The following is a 15,410-nucleotide window of genomic DNA, read 5'->3' as shown; positions in this document are numbered from 1 at the left end:
CCCTCTACGTTCTCGTGTAAATGTTCAGTTCAATTTATATAGATCCATCTGTAATATTATTTCAAAGAAAAACCCCTCCGCCAACCAACCTTACGGTGCGGAGAGGCCTTCTCATGCTCTTGCTCATTGTTGCATTCGTATTATTGTGCGTCTACACGCGACATCACTGTAGTCACCAGACGCTCGATCCGGCTTTCCGCATCTTCCAAATTCTCTCCACGCACGGCGAAGTATACTTTGATCTTCGGTTCTGTTCCTGAAGGGCGCAAGCAGAACCATGAACCATCTGCCAAAATGAACTTCAGTACGTTCTCCTTCGGAAGACCGTCCAGACCAAGGGAGTAGTCCAGTACATCTTGTACAGCAATTCCCGCTACTTCTTGTGGCGGATTCGAACGCCAGTCCGTCATTTTGGCTTGAATCTGAGCTACGCCGTCTTTGCCTTTCAGCGTACGGGACTCCAGCTTCTCCAAGAAATATCCGAATTGGTTGTACAAATCTTGCAAGACATCATACAACGTCTTGCCTTGGCTCTTATAATACGCAGCTGCTTCAGCAATCAGCATCGAGGCAAGGACAGCATCCTTGTCACGGGCATAGTTGCCTGAAAGGTAGCCATAACTCTCTTCATATCCGAACAAGAATGTATGACTGCCTGTTGCTTCGAACTGGTTCATTTTTTCACCGATATATTTGAAGCCTGTCAATGTGTTCATCACTTCTGCACCGTAATGTTCAGCAATAACAGCACCCATCTCACTTGTTACGATCGTTTTGACAACTGCACCGTTGCTTGGCAGTGTTCCGGTCTCTTGCAGGCGACTGAGCAGGTAATGTACCATAATGGCACCAGACTGGTTACCAGACAAGACGAAATATTTGCCATCGTTGTCTTTCACAACAGCACCCATACGGTCTGCATCCGGATCTGTTCCGATCAGAATGTCAGCGCCTACGGATTCTCCCAGCTTCATGGCAAGCGTAAACGCTTCGCGTTCTTCCGGGTTAGGGGATTTCACGGTAGAGAACTCAGCATCCGGCTGTTCTTGTTCAGCCACAATGTGCACTTGCTCGAATCCGATCTGCTCCAGCACGCGACGTACAGGGATGTTGCCTGTTCCGTGAAGCGGTGTGTAAACGATTTTGAAATCACGGCCAATGCCGGATTGGATCAGTTCGCGGCTCAGACTGCGACTTGCTACGGTATCCACAAACGCTTGATCTTGGTCTTCACCCAACCAGATCAAGAGCCCCTGAGCTTCTGCTTCTTCTTGCGTCAGTTTCTTCACGTCAGCAAGGGAAGGCACTTCCTGGATGTACTGAATGACTTTTTCCGCTTCATCCGGTACCAATTGACCGCCCTCATGATTGTATACTTTGTATCCGTTGTATTCCGGTGGGTTATGACTCGCTGTTACAACGATTCCGCCAGTTGCCTTCTGATGACGCACCGCGAATGACAACTCAGGAGTTGAACGCAGGGATGGGAACAGCTTGGCTACAATGCCGTTTCCAGCTAGTACAAGCGCAGCATCCAGAGTGAATTCAGGTGAGAAATGACGGGAATCATGAGCAATGACAACAGAAGGTTTGCCTTCTTGGTCACCATGCTGCTCAAGCAAATAACGCGCAAATCCTTGCGTTGCCCGACCTACGGTGTATCGGTTCATCCGGTTGCTTCCGGCACCAATGACTCCGCGCAATCCACCTGTACCAAACTCCAGGTTTCTGTAAAAACGTTCCTCCAGCTCTTTCGGCTGATCCTGCAAGTCACGAAGCTCCTGTTTCGTTGCTTCATCAATCGAAGCATCCTCCAACCATTGCTGCAACGTCTCTGCTGCTGCTGTGCTTAACTGTTCCATTCCGATAAACCCCTTCCGTCTATATAAATTCAGGTGTGCTGAGTTACTTCAACATCTTGCATCATTCGGTCCGTCTACGTTCCTGCATGATGTCAATGCTCACGTATGTAATCAGCTTGGGTCAGACAGTGCAAACATAATCTCGCCTTCAGCGACCACTTTGTCGTTCACTCGGGCAGTTGCTTTACCTTTACCAATAGAACCCTTCAGACGTGTAATCTCCACTTCCAGAATCAACGTATCTCCGGGCACAACTTGTCCACGGAATCGGAAGTTGTCCAGTCCCACCAAAAAGCCGATTTTTCCTTTGTTGCCTTCCAAATTCAGAATGGCTACTGCACCAACTTGCGCCAGCGCTTCTGTAATCAGTACACCCGGCATTACCGGATACTCTGGGAAATGACCAATGAAGAAAGGTTCGTTAATGGTTACGTTTTTCAAACCAACGGCACGTTTGCCATCCTCAATCTCTAGAATCTTGTCCACCAGCAGAAACGGGGGGCGGTGCGGGATGATTTCTTGAATCTGTTTGATATCGAGCACAGTGTAATCTCCTCTCGGGATGTTTATATGAGCGTTCTTCATCATGGATTTTTCATGTGCGCATAGGTGACCGTTACGGTTACGGATCGTTCTTTCGATCGCTGTTGTTTCCTAATGTTTCTGAACTATTTTTCAGATGGATAACATTAGGAAACAAAGGCGAGCGCTTCGCTTCTTTCGAACGATTCCGTTCCCTTCACTGACTTTAGTGCGGACATGGAAAACCTGATTATGATCAAGTCGAAGCTCATATAAAAGGTTTTTAATTTTTGAATTTTGTATGGAAAGCATATTTTGGGTTAACACTAGTGATATCCTTCATGACTGCAGTAGTGAAGGTTAAGATAAGGGGTCTCTCTTCGCGATGACGAATGTCTTTCGCAGGGGAGGCCTCTTTTGTGACGTCAAACGTCATCCATCATTATACTGTTTTCAACGTCAAAAAGAAAACTCCTGCCTGCGCAGGAGTTTTCGCTTAACTCGTTACATTATGGAGCGAACACCAGATTATATACATGTTCCCATGTACTCCATTGCCATACGGAACCGATATCCTGTTTGCCCAGTACCACATATCCAGCTACCATTCCGCCAGCGAGGGCAAGAACAAGCAGGACCGGAACCAGGAACCATCTTGCGATGCGCCATCCACTCTTCTTCTTCTTGACTTCCTTTTTCTCTGGCTTACTGTTCTGCTGCTGTGTTTCTGTCATCACATTCACCTTTTACGCTCTCATATTGTTGGCAAGACCCAACATGGAATCACTTGAAGTTAGCGCCTTTGCCGCCAGCTGATATGTCCGCTGTCCTTGCATAAGCAGAGTCATCTCCTGTGTCAGATCCACATTGGATTGCTCCAGAAATCCTGGACGGATCAACGCAGCCGCTTGACGTGTAGCTGCATTAGCGCCAAATACATCATCTTCTGTTAATCCCGCATCTAGACCGAACAGGTTATCCGCATACTGTACCAGCCCCTCAGGGCGTTCAATGTCTACCACTTGCAGCTGTGCTCCAATGGTTGCGTTTGCCTCATTACCGCGTCGGATTAACAGGTTGCCATTTTCATCAAAAGCAACTTTGCTATTATTCGGTGCCGTAATACGATTGCCTTGACGATCCAGGGCAAAGTGGCCTTCTCCATTGACCATGACCATCATATCAGGTGAATTCGGAGTAGGCTTAGGTCTTGTATCAGGTACAAAATGAAATGCACCCTGACGTGTCCACATTTTCTCCCCATTCGCTTCAACTGCAAACATCGCATTTCCCTCAATGGCCAGATCGGTTGGAAGGCCAGTCTCGTTCAAGGGGCCTTGAGACATATCCTTCGTCACATCCGCCAAACGAGCACCAAAACCGAGGTTATATCCCATCGGTGTGGAACGTCCATCCAGTTTGTACTTGTCCGGTTGTTGTTGAACCCGGGTCAGCACATCCTCGAATGCCGCCTGCTTGCTCTTATAGCCTGCCGTATTCACGTTGGCAATATTATCGGAAATGACATCCAGACGCTGCTGTATGGCAGTCATGGAAACCTTGGCACTAATCATGGAATTATTCATTGGTGGTATACCCTCCCTTGTGTCCTGTCCACCCTCCCAAACCCTCCCTAGTAGGGAGGGCCCCAGATGGCGCTGCCCTCTGGACTCCCGAAACAGGCGGATTAGGTAAGTGGGGTACGATCTTGCTAAGTGACGGTGGTGTGTGTGCGCCGCGACTGCCGTGCTATGATTCAGCCATAGTTTCACATGGCTGAATCATAACCCGGCACGCTCTTTATGCGGCGTGTAGCTCCGCGGTGTCTCTTCCCTGCTTTGCTTCGCAAAGGACTGTCGAGACCTTCGCTTCGCTCAGGTATTGCCACGCATTCCTCGCATAAACTCGGCTGCGTTTAGGCTCTTGCGCTCCGCGTGGTCTCTTCCCTGCTTTGCTCCGCAAAGGGCTGTCGAGACCGTCGCTGCGCTCAGGTACTGCCACGCATTCCTCGCATAGGCTCGGTTGCGTCTAGGCTCTTGCGCTTCGCGTGAGCCTCTCTGCTTTGCTGTGCAAAGGGCGTTTGGCTCTCCGCTGCGCGGTTATATTTAAACGTCGGCGTTATACACGCCCGACTTCATTGACGGCTTTATCCAGACTGCGGTCGTAGAATTGTACGACCTTCTGGTTCGCTTCATACGCACGGTATGCGGCGTTCATATCAACCGTTGCCTGTGAGGCATCAACATTCGAGCCTTCCAGGTAACCCTGACGGATCTGCACATTATCACCGGCAGCCATCATCCGGGACGTTGCCCCGTTTGCATCGCTGAGACTGAAATTGCCATCACCTTGACGAACCAGTTGGTTCGGCTGGTCAATGACACTAATTCCCAGTGTAACGCCTGTTGGTGCACCCGTTGCTGCATCCACCAAACGGCCTTGCTCATCCACTTTAAATTGCTCCACGGAACCTGTCAACACAACAGGTTGTCCATTATTATCCAACACTTGAGAGCCTGTTGAACTTAACAATTGTCCCGTTCCTGTAATCTCGAAGTGACCATCACGTGTATATCTGGTATTACCTTCCGCATCCTGCACTGTAAAATACGCTTGAGGCTGGTAGGTTACCGTGCCATCAGCCCGTACAAATTTGCCTGAACCGTCAAAAGCGACAGGTTGTCCAGTCTGCGGATCATTGACCGACATATTGGATGAAATGGAAAAATCATTTTTCTGCCCAGTCTCCATAATGGTCCCCTGCAAATTCATGGACAAACTCTCTTCCGCGAACACCCCCGTGTTCAGCTTGCCCAGCCGCTTTGTTGGAAGATTTGCATCTCCGCCTACCAAAGTAATGAGCATTTCCGGGAAGGAACGGCTTACGCTGTTCACTTGTTTGTATCCCGTGGTGTTCATATTTACGATATTCTGTGTTGCTGTGTCATGGCGGCGTTGTTGCGTAATCATTCCCGCAGTAGCGGTGTACAGACCTCTTAACATGAATTAACCCCTCTCCTCAAGCGCTTGTCCTGCATCGCAGGTTGGCTACTTGTCCGTTCTGCTTTCCGAGCATGGCGAACCTTTGCTTTTTATATCGGCAGATTAGAACTTTTTCTTAACCACCTGATCCAAATTATTAAGCATAATGCCTGTCCCCTTCACGACACAGTGCATTGGATCTTCCGCAACCCATACCGGTACATGTAATTCATTGGACAAAAGCTCGTCCAGTCCGTTCAGCAATGCACCTCCACCAGTCAAAACAACACCACGGTCGATAATGTCCGCTGACAATTCAGGCGGTGTACGTTCCAATACCGATTTGGCTGCCACGATGATGGATTGCACGGAATCCCAGAGCGCTTCCTGTACTTCATTTCCCGATACCGTTACGGTAACAGGCAGACCGGATACCATATCGCGTCCGCGAATGTCCATCTCCGTTTGGCGTCCGCCCGGATGTACGGAACCAATCGCAATTTTGATATCTTCAGCGGTCCGTTCACCGATCATAAGCTTGTACTTGGCTTTGATAAACTTGGTAATCGCTTCGTCGAACTTGTCCCCTGCGACTTTAATAGAAGAGGCGGTGACCACGTCGCCCATAGACAGGACTGCAACGTTAGTCGTTCCGCCGCCGATATCCACGACCATATTGCCGCTCGGCTGAAAAATATCCATTCCCGCACCGATCGCTGCCGCTTTTGGCTCTTCTTCCAGAAACACTTCTTTGGCACCGCTGCGTTCCGCCGCCTCGCGGATGGCCTTCTGCTCCACGGAAGTAATGTTCGTTGGTGCACAGATCAGAATTCGAGGGTGGCTGTACCAGCTTCTTGCACCCACACGATTAATGAAATGTCTGAGCATCGCTTCCGTAATCTCGAAGTCCGCAATAACGCCGTCACGCAGCGGTCTAATGGCAATAATGTTACCTGGAGTACGCCCCACCATACGACGCGCTTCTTCCCCAACAGCAAGGACACGCTTCGTATCTCTTTCAATGGTCACGACGGAAGGTTCATCGAGGACAACCCCACTTCCTTTCACGTGAATAAGCACGTTCGCCGTGCCAAGATCAATACCGATATCCTTGCTAAACATAAAAGAGCCCCCAAAGTGATATTATTTGGTCAGCGTATCCTGTGAAAAAGAGTCCCTTATCACGTCACCGCTCGTTCGACAAAGTGCAACATATATATGTAAAAATCGGGCTGATAAGATGTCATAATTCGATCCTGTACCAGCTTTTAACATATCATACTTCAGGGGAGGGATTCAATGCATGTGTGAGCTTTTTGGCTTACGTCTTTGAGAAGATGCTTACAATTTGGCGGAAGCCAACACCTCACGTTTCTTGCCGCTCGTTTTTTTGTATTTGATTTTGGTCGCCTCACCGCCCCGCAAATGGCGGATCGACTTGTGGTACTCCAAAATGTGTTTCACCTGGTCAGCAAGATCAGGGTTGATTTCCGGCAGACGCTCCGTCAGATCCTTATGCACAGTACTCTTTGACACGCCGAATTCCTTGGCAATGGTACGGACCGTATTCCTCGTCTCAACAATGCAGCGACCAATTTTGATGGTCCGTTCCTTGATGTAATCGTGCACGCTCCCGCCTCCCTACTGTGTGGATAGTTTGGTACATTATATGAGGAGCATGCCTATATATTCGCGGTTTAGAGGTGTGACAAGCTTCGAAGGTCCCATTATTTTCTGAAAAGCACAAAAAGAGCAGAGGTTTAACCCTCTGCCCGTCATGTCGCTGCGGTATAAATCATTTATTTTTCCGGAAGATATCCTTGCGGGTTAACCGGCTGACCGTCTTCGTACACTTCAAAGTGAAGGTGGTTGCCAAGCGTTTTACCCAATTCATTGACGCCAGCGGATGCAATCGCATCTCCCTGTTTCACTTCGTCGTCCTGTTTCACTTTGACGTCTGCCAAGCTTTGGTATACCGTCTTCAGGTTATCGCTGTGTGTGATTTCCACAACCTGACCTGTGAGCGGGTTTTGCTCAACCCGGGTAACTTTACCGGCAAGCGCTGCTTTTACTTCAAACGTTTTGTTATCCCCACGTGCCAGATCCACACCCGTGTTCGGGATGAATGTATCATTGTACTGCACCATTGCCGCTTCATGTTCCTCAGTTGAAGCTTCGCTATCATAGAAAGGTTTTACTACCGAAATTTCGGACGGTACCGCTACCGGCCAACCAAAATTCTCCGACTTTGCAACAACTTCCACACTTTCTTCTCCGCCTACCGCTGTTCCTTCTGTACCCACCGATGCGCCTGTTTCTACTACCCCGCTAGCAGGGTCCGAGTTTAGCGTTTTGTCGCCTGTGCCCTGATAGACCCACACTAAGGTTAGTATAATGCCTGCTGCTGCGATGTAGGCTGCCGGGAAGACCCAGCGTTTGGACATTGCTCTTTTCCATGAAGAGGGCTGACTAGCCGGTACTCCTTGAGTTGTTTTAGGAGTTTCTTCTTGGATTGTTTTTTTGTTTTGTTCATTCATCTTAATCACCTCAGTAACAAGTGTTACCGGGTGCAACTCTTTTATACACGCGCGACTCTAATTATTTTCACGGAGGTTTCAGAGAGTGCTATATATGTGTGGGGTGAGTGGTTAGTGCGTGCGCCGCTTCGGGGCCAGAAAACCTTTCGACCGGCTGTTATCCCCGGATTTTTCTGATTATTTCTCCCAAGGGAGAAATCCGGTGATAAAGGCAAGTTAATGCTTCCGATGCAGCTTTCTTTCAGAAAGATTTTAGCTTCGCTTCTACAGGTTTTTTCTGTCCCCTGCGCTCCCCATACGCTAGCACTCTCCTCATATATAGCCGAATCTCGAAAGCTCCGGAATGGGTGGTTGGTAGACTGGTCTGGATTGGCTGCAGAGGCCATTCTTCTATGAAGTGCATTTATCGGTGAGAGCGAAATGATATAGGATATGACTGGATAATGCAGATGTAAGGTGCTCTAGGTTCGTTAAAGTGAGATTAGAGATTGGCGATGCCACATCAATAATAAATGTTCAATACAATATCTAGATTTGAAAGAAGCTGGATCATGAATGGTTACAGTATAGTTAGAAGTTGCTTGGTAGACAGGGAACATAAATCAATTTTTTAACCTTAGGGCTTGGGAACTTGATTTCAACGTTCTGATTGTGTTTTTGGTTCGGCTGCTTATTGCGAATGAGCATGTAATGAACGACAGTACCCTCAATTTTGCTAATGATTAGATAATAAAATATTTCTAACGAACTCAGGCGGCCTTATTGGCGGGGAAATCTCAGCTTAGGAATTCTAACGAACCGTAGACACGCTAATTACTCTTTTGGTCGCTATTATCGCCCCAATTCGATGGTATATCGTGATAATAACGCGTCTGAGATTCGTTAGAATTTCCATTCGTTGTGATTACGCCCAATAAGGTCTCCCAGATTCGTTAGCGCGCCAATGGTATATGGGAAGTCTGATGAGTTCCAAACCTAAACTGCTCTCATTCCCATACATTTGCATACATTCGCACATATTCCTACCCATTCGAATTATTTCGCTTTATCCATCCGTATTCATCTCTCCTACTTCGCTGCCAGCATCTTGGATGCCTGTCCGAATGAAATGCCGGTATAGTAGTGTTTGAGAATCTGGGTGGCCGTGTGTCCCTCCTGCGCCATGCCGTTTGCTCCCCACTGGCTCATGCCAACCCCATGCCCATACCCGAACGTTGTAATTTGGACCTCGTCACCTGTGGTCTTCCAACTGAACTGGCTGGATCTTAATCCAAGCAGCTTACGCACCTCGGGTCCGCTGAATGTTTCACCTGCGATCTGCATTTCCTTAATCCGATGTCCTTTGGTTGTAGACAATACTTCCATCCACGATCCACCCTTCTGGGCGGTCACCGGAATGGCGTCCAGGTTTAACTTCTGCAGAATCTCATTACGCTTCATGGTAACAGTCTGCTTGAATCCTGGTGCCAGGTCTTTGTCCCACGGACTGTCTACACTTTGCAGATACGGCACAGCGTTCCCCCATACATCCTCCGCATTCTCGGTATACCCATTACTTGTGGAAAAAAAGGATGCGGTGATTGCCTTGCCCTGATATGTCATCACCGTATCTCGACTTTCGCGGACAGCCTGTTGCAGCTTCTCCCATTCCTTCGCCTTCCCTAGACGCGTCCAATCCGCTTTTACCTGATCTGGCGGAATAAACACCTGATGGCTGACCGTATCCGTCACATCCGCCGCACCTGATGGAACACCGCTTGTATCACTCGCAGCAAGTCTTCGCACGATAAATGTGCGAGCTGCTATTGCCTGCGCCTTTAACGCCTCCAGTCTGAATTCCCCCGGCATCTCAGCTGCCACAACTCCGGTAACATAGTCTTCCAATGGCAGATTCATCGTTGTGCCCGTTGCAGACAGGTATACGCGTACTTCGGGTTCAGGGTACGTAACAGGAACGGCTGGCGCAGGAGCTGGGGTTCTTGTACTGATTGAATCTGTTGGAGCAGGGATCGGCTTTGGTGATTCGCTTGTCCGTGGCCATACCAGAATTACCGGAATTAGCAACGCCATTGCCAATAAGGCAGATACAGCGGCAGCAGGTTGCCATCGCTTCGTATTGCGTCCCCATCGGGGTTTTCGTCCAAATGTCCGCATTCGGCGACGCTTTACTCGGCGGAACTGATCCAGCTCAATAACAGGTATATGAATGTGCTCGGTTGTCTGTCGGTTCAACTCATTTGTCGACACCCGTCCTGGATTGGTTAATCTTGCAGGCTGTGATGGAACAGTCCTCAGGTTCAATGGGACAGGTTTGTCTTTTTCCGCTCCAGAAACAGTATTTCCCTCCGGCTCTTGCATACCTGGACGAGGGACAAGGGGTACCTTTACCTGTACACGGGTTTCTTTCATTCGAATATAACCCTCCATTATCTATGGCCGGTCATGTGCCGGTCGTGTTGTTCAAATCCATAGTTTAGGTTATGAGCTGGCTTGATCTGATAGAACCTGATTTGAGAGAAACGAGGCCCTTTTCGTTCTGTTCAGTTTCCTGTTTTCTTTTGCTATGTACATCTTAGAAACGTTGATCTGTCGCTGAATACCAGTGTTTAATTAGAACCGACACCCTATATAAAGTATGCTCTTTCATTTGGTTCAGAATCGATACAGAATACGATGTTATGCTATACAAGTTAGGACCAGCTATTAATAGAATCAGGTATCACATATCTCGTCATCTTCTTAAAAATAAACACAAAAAAAGCCAAGCCAGATGGCTTAGCTTTATCATTTTTCACAATATACGTTCCTTCGCATTCATAATCCACACAACCGTGTGACTCATAATAGAGGGACCATATTTTTTCTATTCAATCCAGTGTTAAGCCAAAGTTGGTTGTACCTTAAACATCGGTACTTCTTTCTCCACTTTTTCACTAGGTGCTTTGGTTGCTTCCAGCTTAGGCTCATCAACCGAGATGCGATAGATGTCGGCTCCAAGTCCGTTAAGCTTCTCAGCGAGATGTACATAGCCACGGTCGATGTGATGAACACCGCCCACTTCCGTTGTACCTTCAGCAACAAGACCTGCAATAATGAGTGCGGCACCCGCACGCAGATCAGTAGCCGTTACTTTGGCACCCTTCAGTTTGGCATTACCTGTGACGATGGACGAACGTCCTTCAACTTTGATCTCCGCATTCATCAATTGGAATTCATCCACATGCATGAATCGGTTTTCAAAAACAGTCTCTGTCACGACACTTGTTCCTTCAGATGCGAGCAAGAGCGCCATCATCTGGGATTGCATATCTGTCGGGAATCCTGGGTATGGTAATGTTTTCACATCCACAGCCTTAAGAGGACGATCTGCGATTACACGCACGCCATTCTCATCCGGTTGGATTGTTACACCCATCTCTTCAAGCTTCGCAATAACGGAGCCCAAGTGATCAGAGATTGCACCTTCAATGTACACGTCACCACCAGAGATTGCAGCAGCAGCCATATACGTACCAGCTTCTACCCGATCCGGAATGACCGTGTGAGTAACGCCTGTCAGCTTCTCCACACCTTCGATGCGAATCACTCCAGTACCAGCACCACGTACGATGGCACCCATCCCATTCAGGAAGTTGGCAAGATCCACAATCTCAGGTTCTTTTGCAGCGTTCTCCAGAACAGTTACACCTTCGGCCAATGTTGCAGCCATCATAATATTTTGAGTGGCACCTACGGAAGCCACATCCAGATAAATTTTCGCGCCACGCAACCGTCCTTGGCTACGAGCTTCGATATAACCTTGGCCCAAGCTGATCTCTGCGCCCATGGCTTCAAAACCTTTCAAATGCTGATCAATAGGCCGTGTACCGATGGCACATCCACCAGGAAGTGAGATTCTTGTATGACCCATTCGAGTCAACAAAGGCCCCATGACCAGGAAAGACGCCCGCATTTTACTTACCCATTCATACGGGGCTTCACAGGAAGTAAGTTTCTCCGCATTTACGGTAATCACTTCGTCCCGGTATGTAACTCCCGCTCCCAGCGATTCCAACACCTTGTTAATCGTCATCACATCGTCTAGAGGAGGCGCGTCAATAATAACGCTTTGTCCTTCTTCCCCTAAGAGAGAGGCAGCGATGATCGGAAGAACAGAATTTTTAGCGCCGCTAACTTTGACACTTCCGGTCAACCTTTTGCCACCGCGGACGATAAATTTGCTCATCATGGTTCCCTCCGCGCTTTTATTCCCTTTTCTTCATTCCGGAATACGTAAGCCCCACTGTGTGTAGAAAGGACTGTTGCTGTGTGTGGAATTTCGACATATTCTGGCATATTGCCACAGATGTCCGTTCAGAAAAGAATTGGTTTTTTATAATCCATATCAATGATACCATGTGCCGTGCATCTTGCTATTCAGCATGTAAAATCAGTGTCTTACAAGCCAGCAGAGCATCAGAACAGACAGAGTGGGATGGTTATTAGCCGGCATGAACCGGATATCCCGTTTATAACTACAAAATAAGTGAACAATTGTGAATTCCCTAACTTCCATCATAACATTGTTGAATTGTACGATACAAGCATTTTTACATAAAACATCTCAAATTCATCCAATTTTACGTCACATTTTTTTCTTAATTTCTCTACAGACAACTCATACTCTAATTGTTAACACAATTAATCGATGTTATTCGACAATGAGCAGCTTGAAGAACCTAACAGATGATTAACCAACCATCTCAACATTAAAACAAATTACGCAACATTTGAGTCCAGGACAAGTAGTCAATGACAAAGCCAGCAACGGCATGCCCCAAAATGATGGCGAGCAACAAATGCAACAGTCTTCCCTGAGCACCTCTTGGTTGCCTGATGATTAAATCCAGTTTGAGATTTGTCAAAGCCCACCAAGACAACGCTATACATAACAGGGAGACAATGATTGAGACCAATCCATTGGTGCTTAACGCTTGGTTCACCTGATTCGTCAGATCAGTATCCATATATTCTTTACCTCCACATTTGTTGCAGCGATCAGCATATCATATGCCTGGCACCCATAACTTGTTAGTATACTGGAATGTCTTGAGCACAACATACTGAGCGTACTGTCAGATTTACTCCTGCCAGGCAGGAATCTCCTGATGCCCAATCACCGAGCAGCAACAATGCGGCTGTGCATGACTATGGAATCTACTACGCAGCTTCCTGCTTCTGCTGACTCTATGGAATATAGGCTCTTTCATCATACATTGTCAATTACATTGATTTCCACTTCTAAACTATTTTAATTTTAAAATGCCGGGATTTTGTGACTAAAACGACATAAAAGAGCGCTATTTCGATATCGATTCTGTCATTTCCTCGGAAATAATTTAAATTCACTCATGAAAAAAATGGTTCTCTTAGTGGTAGATGCGCCCACTACTTTAGTCCTACATTCTATTCAAATCCTCATAATCGGTGAACATTTTGCTTAAAATACTTTTGTTTACTGAAGGGATAGGATGGATTTGTGGTCAGCCATTTTGATATATTCGATAAAACAATTCTATCAAACAAACTCAAAAAAGCCCGGCAGACTAAGCCGCCGGGCCTTCCAAGAATCGTTTATTTGCCGAATACATTAATCCGGTTAACCGCTTTTTGCAGCGCAATCTCTGCACGACGGTGATCAAAGTGGTCCTGATTGCTTTGGCTTGCAAGCCGACGCTCTGCCCGCTCTTTCGCCGCACGCGCACGATCCACATCGATGCTTTCCGGGAATTCAGCACTCTCTGCGAGTACAACAACCTTATCTTTACGAACTTCGATAAACCCGCCACCGATAGCAACTCGTTTATTTTCTTTTCCGTTATGGATATAGATTGGTGCAATCTGCAAAGGTGTAACCATAGGAATATGACCAGGCAGAATACCCAGTTCCCCTTCAATACCACGAGCTGTGATGCTATCCACTTGTTCTGAATATACCAGACGCTCGGGTGTTACAATCTCCAACAAAAAGGTGCTCAATTCCATCCCTCCTGAAACTATCCGAAGGATAGCCCACATAAGGACAATCCTGGATTCAGACTAAACCAGTGTTTTGGCTTTCTCCACTGCCTCTTCAATTGTACCAACAAAGAGGAAAGCTGCTTCCGGAAGATCATCATACTTACCTTCGAGAATCTCTTTAAAGCTGCGCACCGTTTCTTTAACCGGAACGTATTTACCTGGAATACCGTTAAATGCTTCAGCAACGTGGAATGGCTGGGACAAGAAACGTTGGATTTTACGAGCACGGTATACAAGCGCTCTGTCTTCCTCACTCAACTCGTCCATACCCAGGATCGCAATGATATCTTGCAGTTCATTGTAACGCGCCAAGATACGTTTAACGCCTTGAGCTACGTTGTAGTGTTCTTCACCTACAACTTCAGGGGACAAGATCCGGGAGCTGGATGCCAGCGGATCTACCGCAGGATAGATACCCATCTCGGAAATTTTACGCTCCAGATTCGTCGTTGCATCCAAGTGGGCAAACGTCGTTGCAGGAGCCGGATCTGTATAGTCATCCGCAGGCACGTAGATGGCCTGGATGGATGTTACAGAACCTTTTTTCGTTGAAGTGATACGTTCTTGCAGTTGACCCATTTCTGTTGCCAGCGTAGGTTGGTAACCTACCGCGGAAGGCATACGTCCAAGCAAGGCAGATACTTCTGAACCCGCTTGGGTGAAACGGAAGATATTATCGATAAAGAGCAACACGTCACGGCCTTCTTCATCACGGAAGTATTCCGCCATCGTCAGACCTGTGAGGGCTACACGAAGACGTGCGCCTGGAGGCTCGTTCATTTGTCCGAAGACCATTGCTGTTTTGTTGATAACGCCGGAATCACTCATCTCGTGATACAAGTCATTACCCTCACGTGTACGCTCACCAACACCTGCGAATACGGAGATACCGCCGTGCTCTTGTGCGATGTTGTTGATCAATTCCTGAATCGTTACCGTTTTACCTACACCGGCACCACCGAAGAGACCGATTTTACCACCTTTGGCGTAAGGAGCGAGCAAGTCAATAACTTTGATTCCTGTCTCCAGCATCTCTGCCTGGGTAGTCAGTTCATCAAATGCAGGCGCTGAACGGTGAATCGGGTTCTTCTGTTCAGTAGCTACAGGACCGCCAGTATCAATGGCTTCGCCGAGTACGTTAAATACCCGACCCAGTGTCGCTTCTCCGACAGGTACAGAGATTGGAGCTCCTGTATCTAATGCTTCCATACCACGTACAAGTCCATCCGTGGAGGACATCGCAATACAACGTACACGGTTGTCACCCAGATGTCTCGAAGCTTCGAGTGTAAGGTTCACACTTACGCCGCTCTCACTTACTGTAGTGATCGTAATGGCATTGAGGATTTCCGGCAGACCGCCGCGATCAAACTCGACGTCAACAACCGGACCCATGATGCTCACAACGCGTCCTTTGTTCATCTTAACGTTCCCCTCCTACAAGCCT

At 47.6% G+C, this 15,410-nt stretch carries 13 protein-coding genes; all 13 read right to left on the bottom strand.

What is annotated here, in order from left to right:
• Positions 1–140: 140 nt before the first annotated feature.
• Complete coding sequence (locus D829_RS0126530) at positions 141–1,862, bottom strand: phospho-sugar mutase (RefSeq protein ID WP_017691952.1); 1,722 nt, start codon at positions 1,860–1,862, stop codon at positions 141–143.
• Positions 1,863–1,973: 111 nt separating this feature from the next.
• A complete protein-coding gene (fabZ, locus tag D829_RS0126525) occupies positions 1,974–2,405 on the bottom strand; it encodes a 3-hydroxyacyl-ACP dehydratase FabZ (RefSeq protein WP_017691951.1) in 432 nt (143 codons plus the stop codon).
• 488 nt (positions 2,406–2,893) lie between these two features.
• Positions 2,894–3,118 (bottom strand): DNA-directed RNA polymerase subunit beta, encoded by a 225-nt coding sequence (locus tag D829_RS0126515; RefSeq protein WP_017691949.1) that lies wholly within the window; start codon positions 3,116–3,118, stop codon positions 2,894–2,896.
• A gap of 12 nt (positions 3,119–3,130) precedes the next feature.
• Entirely contained in the window at positions 3,131–3,970 is an 840-nt protein-coding gene (locus tag D829_RS0126510; protein WP_017691948.1) for a flagellar hook-basal body protein, read from the bottom strand.
• Between the two features lie 532 nt (positions 3,971–4,502).
• Entirely contained in the window at positions 4,503–5,387 is an 885-nt protein-coding gene (locus D829_RS0126505; protein WP_017691947.1) for a flagellar hook-basal body protein, read from the bottom strand.
• 102 nt (positions 5,388–5,489) lie between these two features.
• Complete coding sequence (locus D829_RS0126500) at positions 5,490–6,488, bottom strand: rod shape-determining protein (protein ID WP_017691946.1); 999 nt, start codon at positions 6,486–6,488, stop codon at positions 5,490–5,492.
• A gap of 219 nt (positions 6,489–6,707) precedes the next feature.
• Positions 6,708–6,995 (bottom strand): sporulation transcriptional regulator SpoIIID, encoded by a 288-nt coding sequence (spoIIID, locus tag D829_RS0126495; RefSeq protein ID WP_017691945.1) that lies wholly within the window; start codon positions 6,993–6,995, stop codon positions 6,708–6,710.
• A 170-nt stretch (positions 6,996–7,165) separates the two neighbouring features.
• A complete protein-coding gene (locus D829_RS0126490) occupies positions 7,166–7,903 on the bottom strand; it encodes a M23 family metallopeptidase (protein ID WP_017691944.1) in 738 nt (245 codons plus the stop codon).
• A 1,068-nt stretch (positions 7,904–8,971) separates the two neighbouring features.
• Positions 8,972–10,312 (bottom strand): stage II sporulation protein D, encoded by a 1,341-nt coding sequence (gene spoIID, locus D829_RS0126485; RefSeq protein ID WP_017691943.1) that lies wholly within the window; start codon positions 10,310–10,312, stop codon positions 8,972–8,974.
• Positions 10,313–10,781: 469 nt separating this feature from the next.
• Complete coding sequence (gene murA / locus D829_RS0126480) at positions 10,782–12,128, bottom strand: UDP-N-acetylglucosamine 1-carboxyvinyltransferase (protein ID WP_017691942.1); 1,347 nt, start codon at positions 12,126–12,128, stop codon at positions 10,782–10,784.
• A gap of 523 nt (positions 12,129–12,651) precedes the next feature.
• Positions 12,652–12,909 (bottom strand): DUF1146 family protein, encoded by a 258-nt coding sequence (locus D829_RS0126475; protein ID WP_017691941.1) that lies wholly within the window; start codon positions 12,907–12,909, stop codon positions 12,652–12,654.
• Positions 12,910–13,516: 607 nt separating this feature from the next.
• The gene (locus tag D829_RS0126470; RefSeq protein WP_017691940.1) at positions 13,517–13,921 is read right to left on the bottom strand and encodes a F0F1 ATP synthase subunit epsilon; all 405 of its coding nucleotides are present in this window, start codon (positions 13,919–13,921) and stop codon (positions 13,517–13,519) included.
• A gap of 60 nt (positions 13,922–13,981) precedes the next feature.
• Entirely contained in the window at positions 13,982–15,385 is a 1,404-nt protein-coding gene (atpD, locus tag D829_RS0126465) for a F0F1 ATP synthase subunit beta (protein WP_017691939.1), read from the bottom strand.
• Positions 15,386–15,410: the final 25 nt, after the last annotated feature.

This window comes from Paenibacillus sp. PAMC 26794, from assembly GCF_000316035.1.
Lineage (GTDB): Bacteria > Bacillota > Bacilli > Paenibacillales > Paenibacillaceae > Paenibacillus.
The sequence above is the reverse complement of the archived record's forward strand: the minus strand, read 5'-3'. Positions and strand labels throughout refer to the sequence as shown.

Coding starts and splice junctions, on each gene's coding strand:
- D829_RS0126490 (WP_017691944.1), bottom strand. CDS start 7,903: ATGAATGAACAAAACAAAAAAACAATCCAAGAAGAAACTCCTAAAACA.
- D829_RS0126530 (WP_017691952.1), bottom strand. CDS start 1,862: ATGGAACAGTTAAGCACAGCAGCAGCAGAGACGTTGCAGCAATGGTTG.
- D829_RS0126505 (WP_017691947.1), bottom strand. CDS start 5,387: ATGTTAAGAGGTCTGTACACCGCTACTGCGGGAATGATTACGCAACAA.
- D829_RS0126515 (WP_017691949.1), bottom strand. CDS start 3,118: ATGACAGAAACACAGCAGCAGAACAGTAAGCCAGAGAAAAAGGAAGTC.
- murA (WP_017691942.1), bottom strand. CDS start 12,128: ATGAGCAAATTTATCGTCCGCGGTGGCAAAAGGTTGACCGGAAGTGTC.
- D829_RS0126510 (WP_017691948.1), bottom strand. CDS start 3,970: ATGAATAATTCCATGATTAGTGCCAAGGTTTCCATGACTGCCATACAG.
- spoIID (WP_017691943.1), bottom strand. CDS start 10,312: ATGAAAGAAACCCGTGTACAGGTAAAGGTACCCCTTGTCCCTCGTCCA.
- atpD (WP_017691939.1), bottom strand. CDS start 15,385: ATGAACAAAGGACGCGTTGTGAGCATCATGGGTCCGGTTGTTGACGTC.
- D829_RS0126475 (WP_017691941.1), bottom strand. CDS start 12,909: ATGGATACTGATCTGACGAATCAGGTGAACCAAGCGTTAAGCACCAAT.
- D829_RS0126500 (WP_017691946.1), bottom strand. CDS start 6,488: ATGTTTAGCAAGGATATCGGTATTGATCTTGGCACGGCGAACGTGCTT.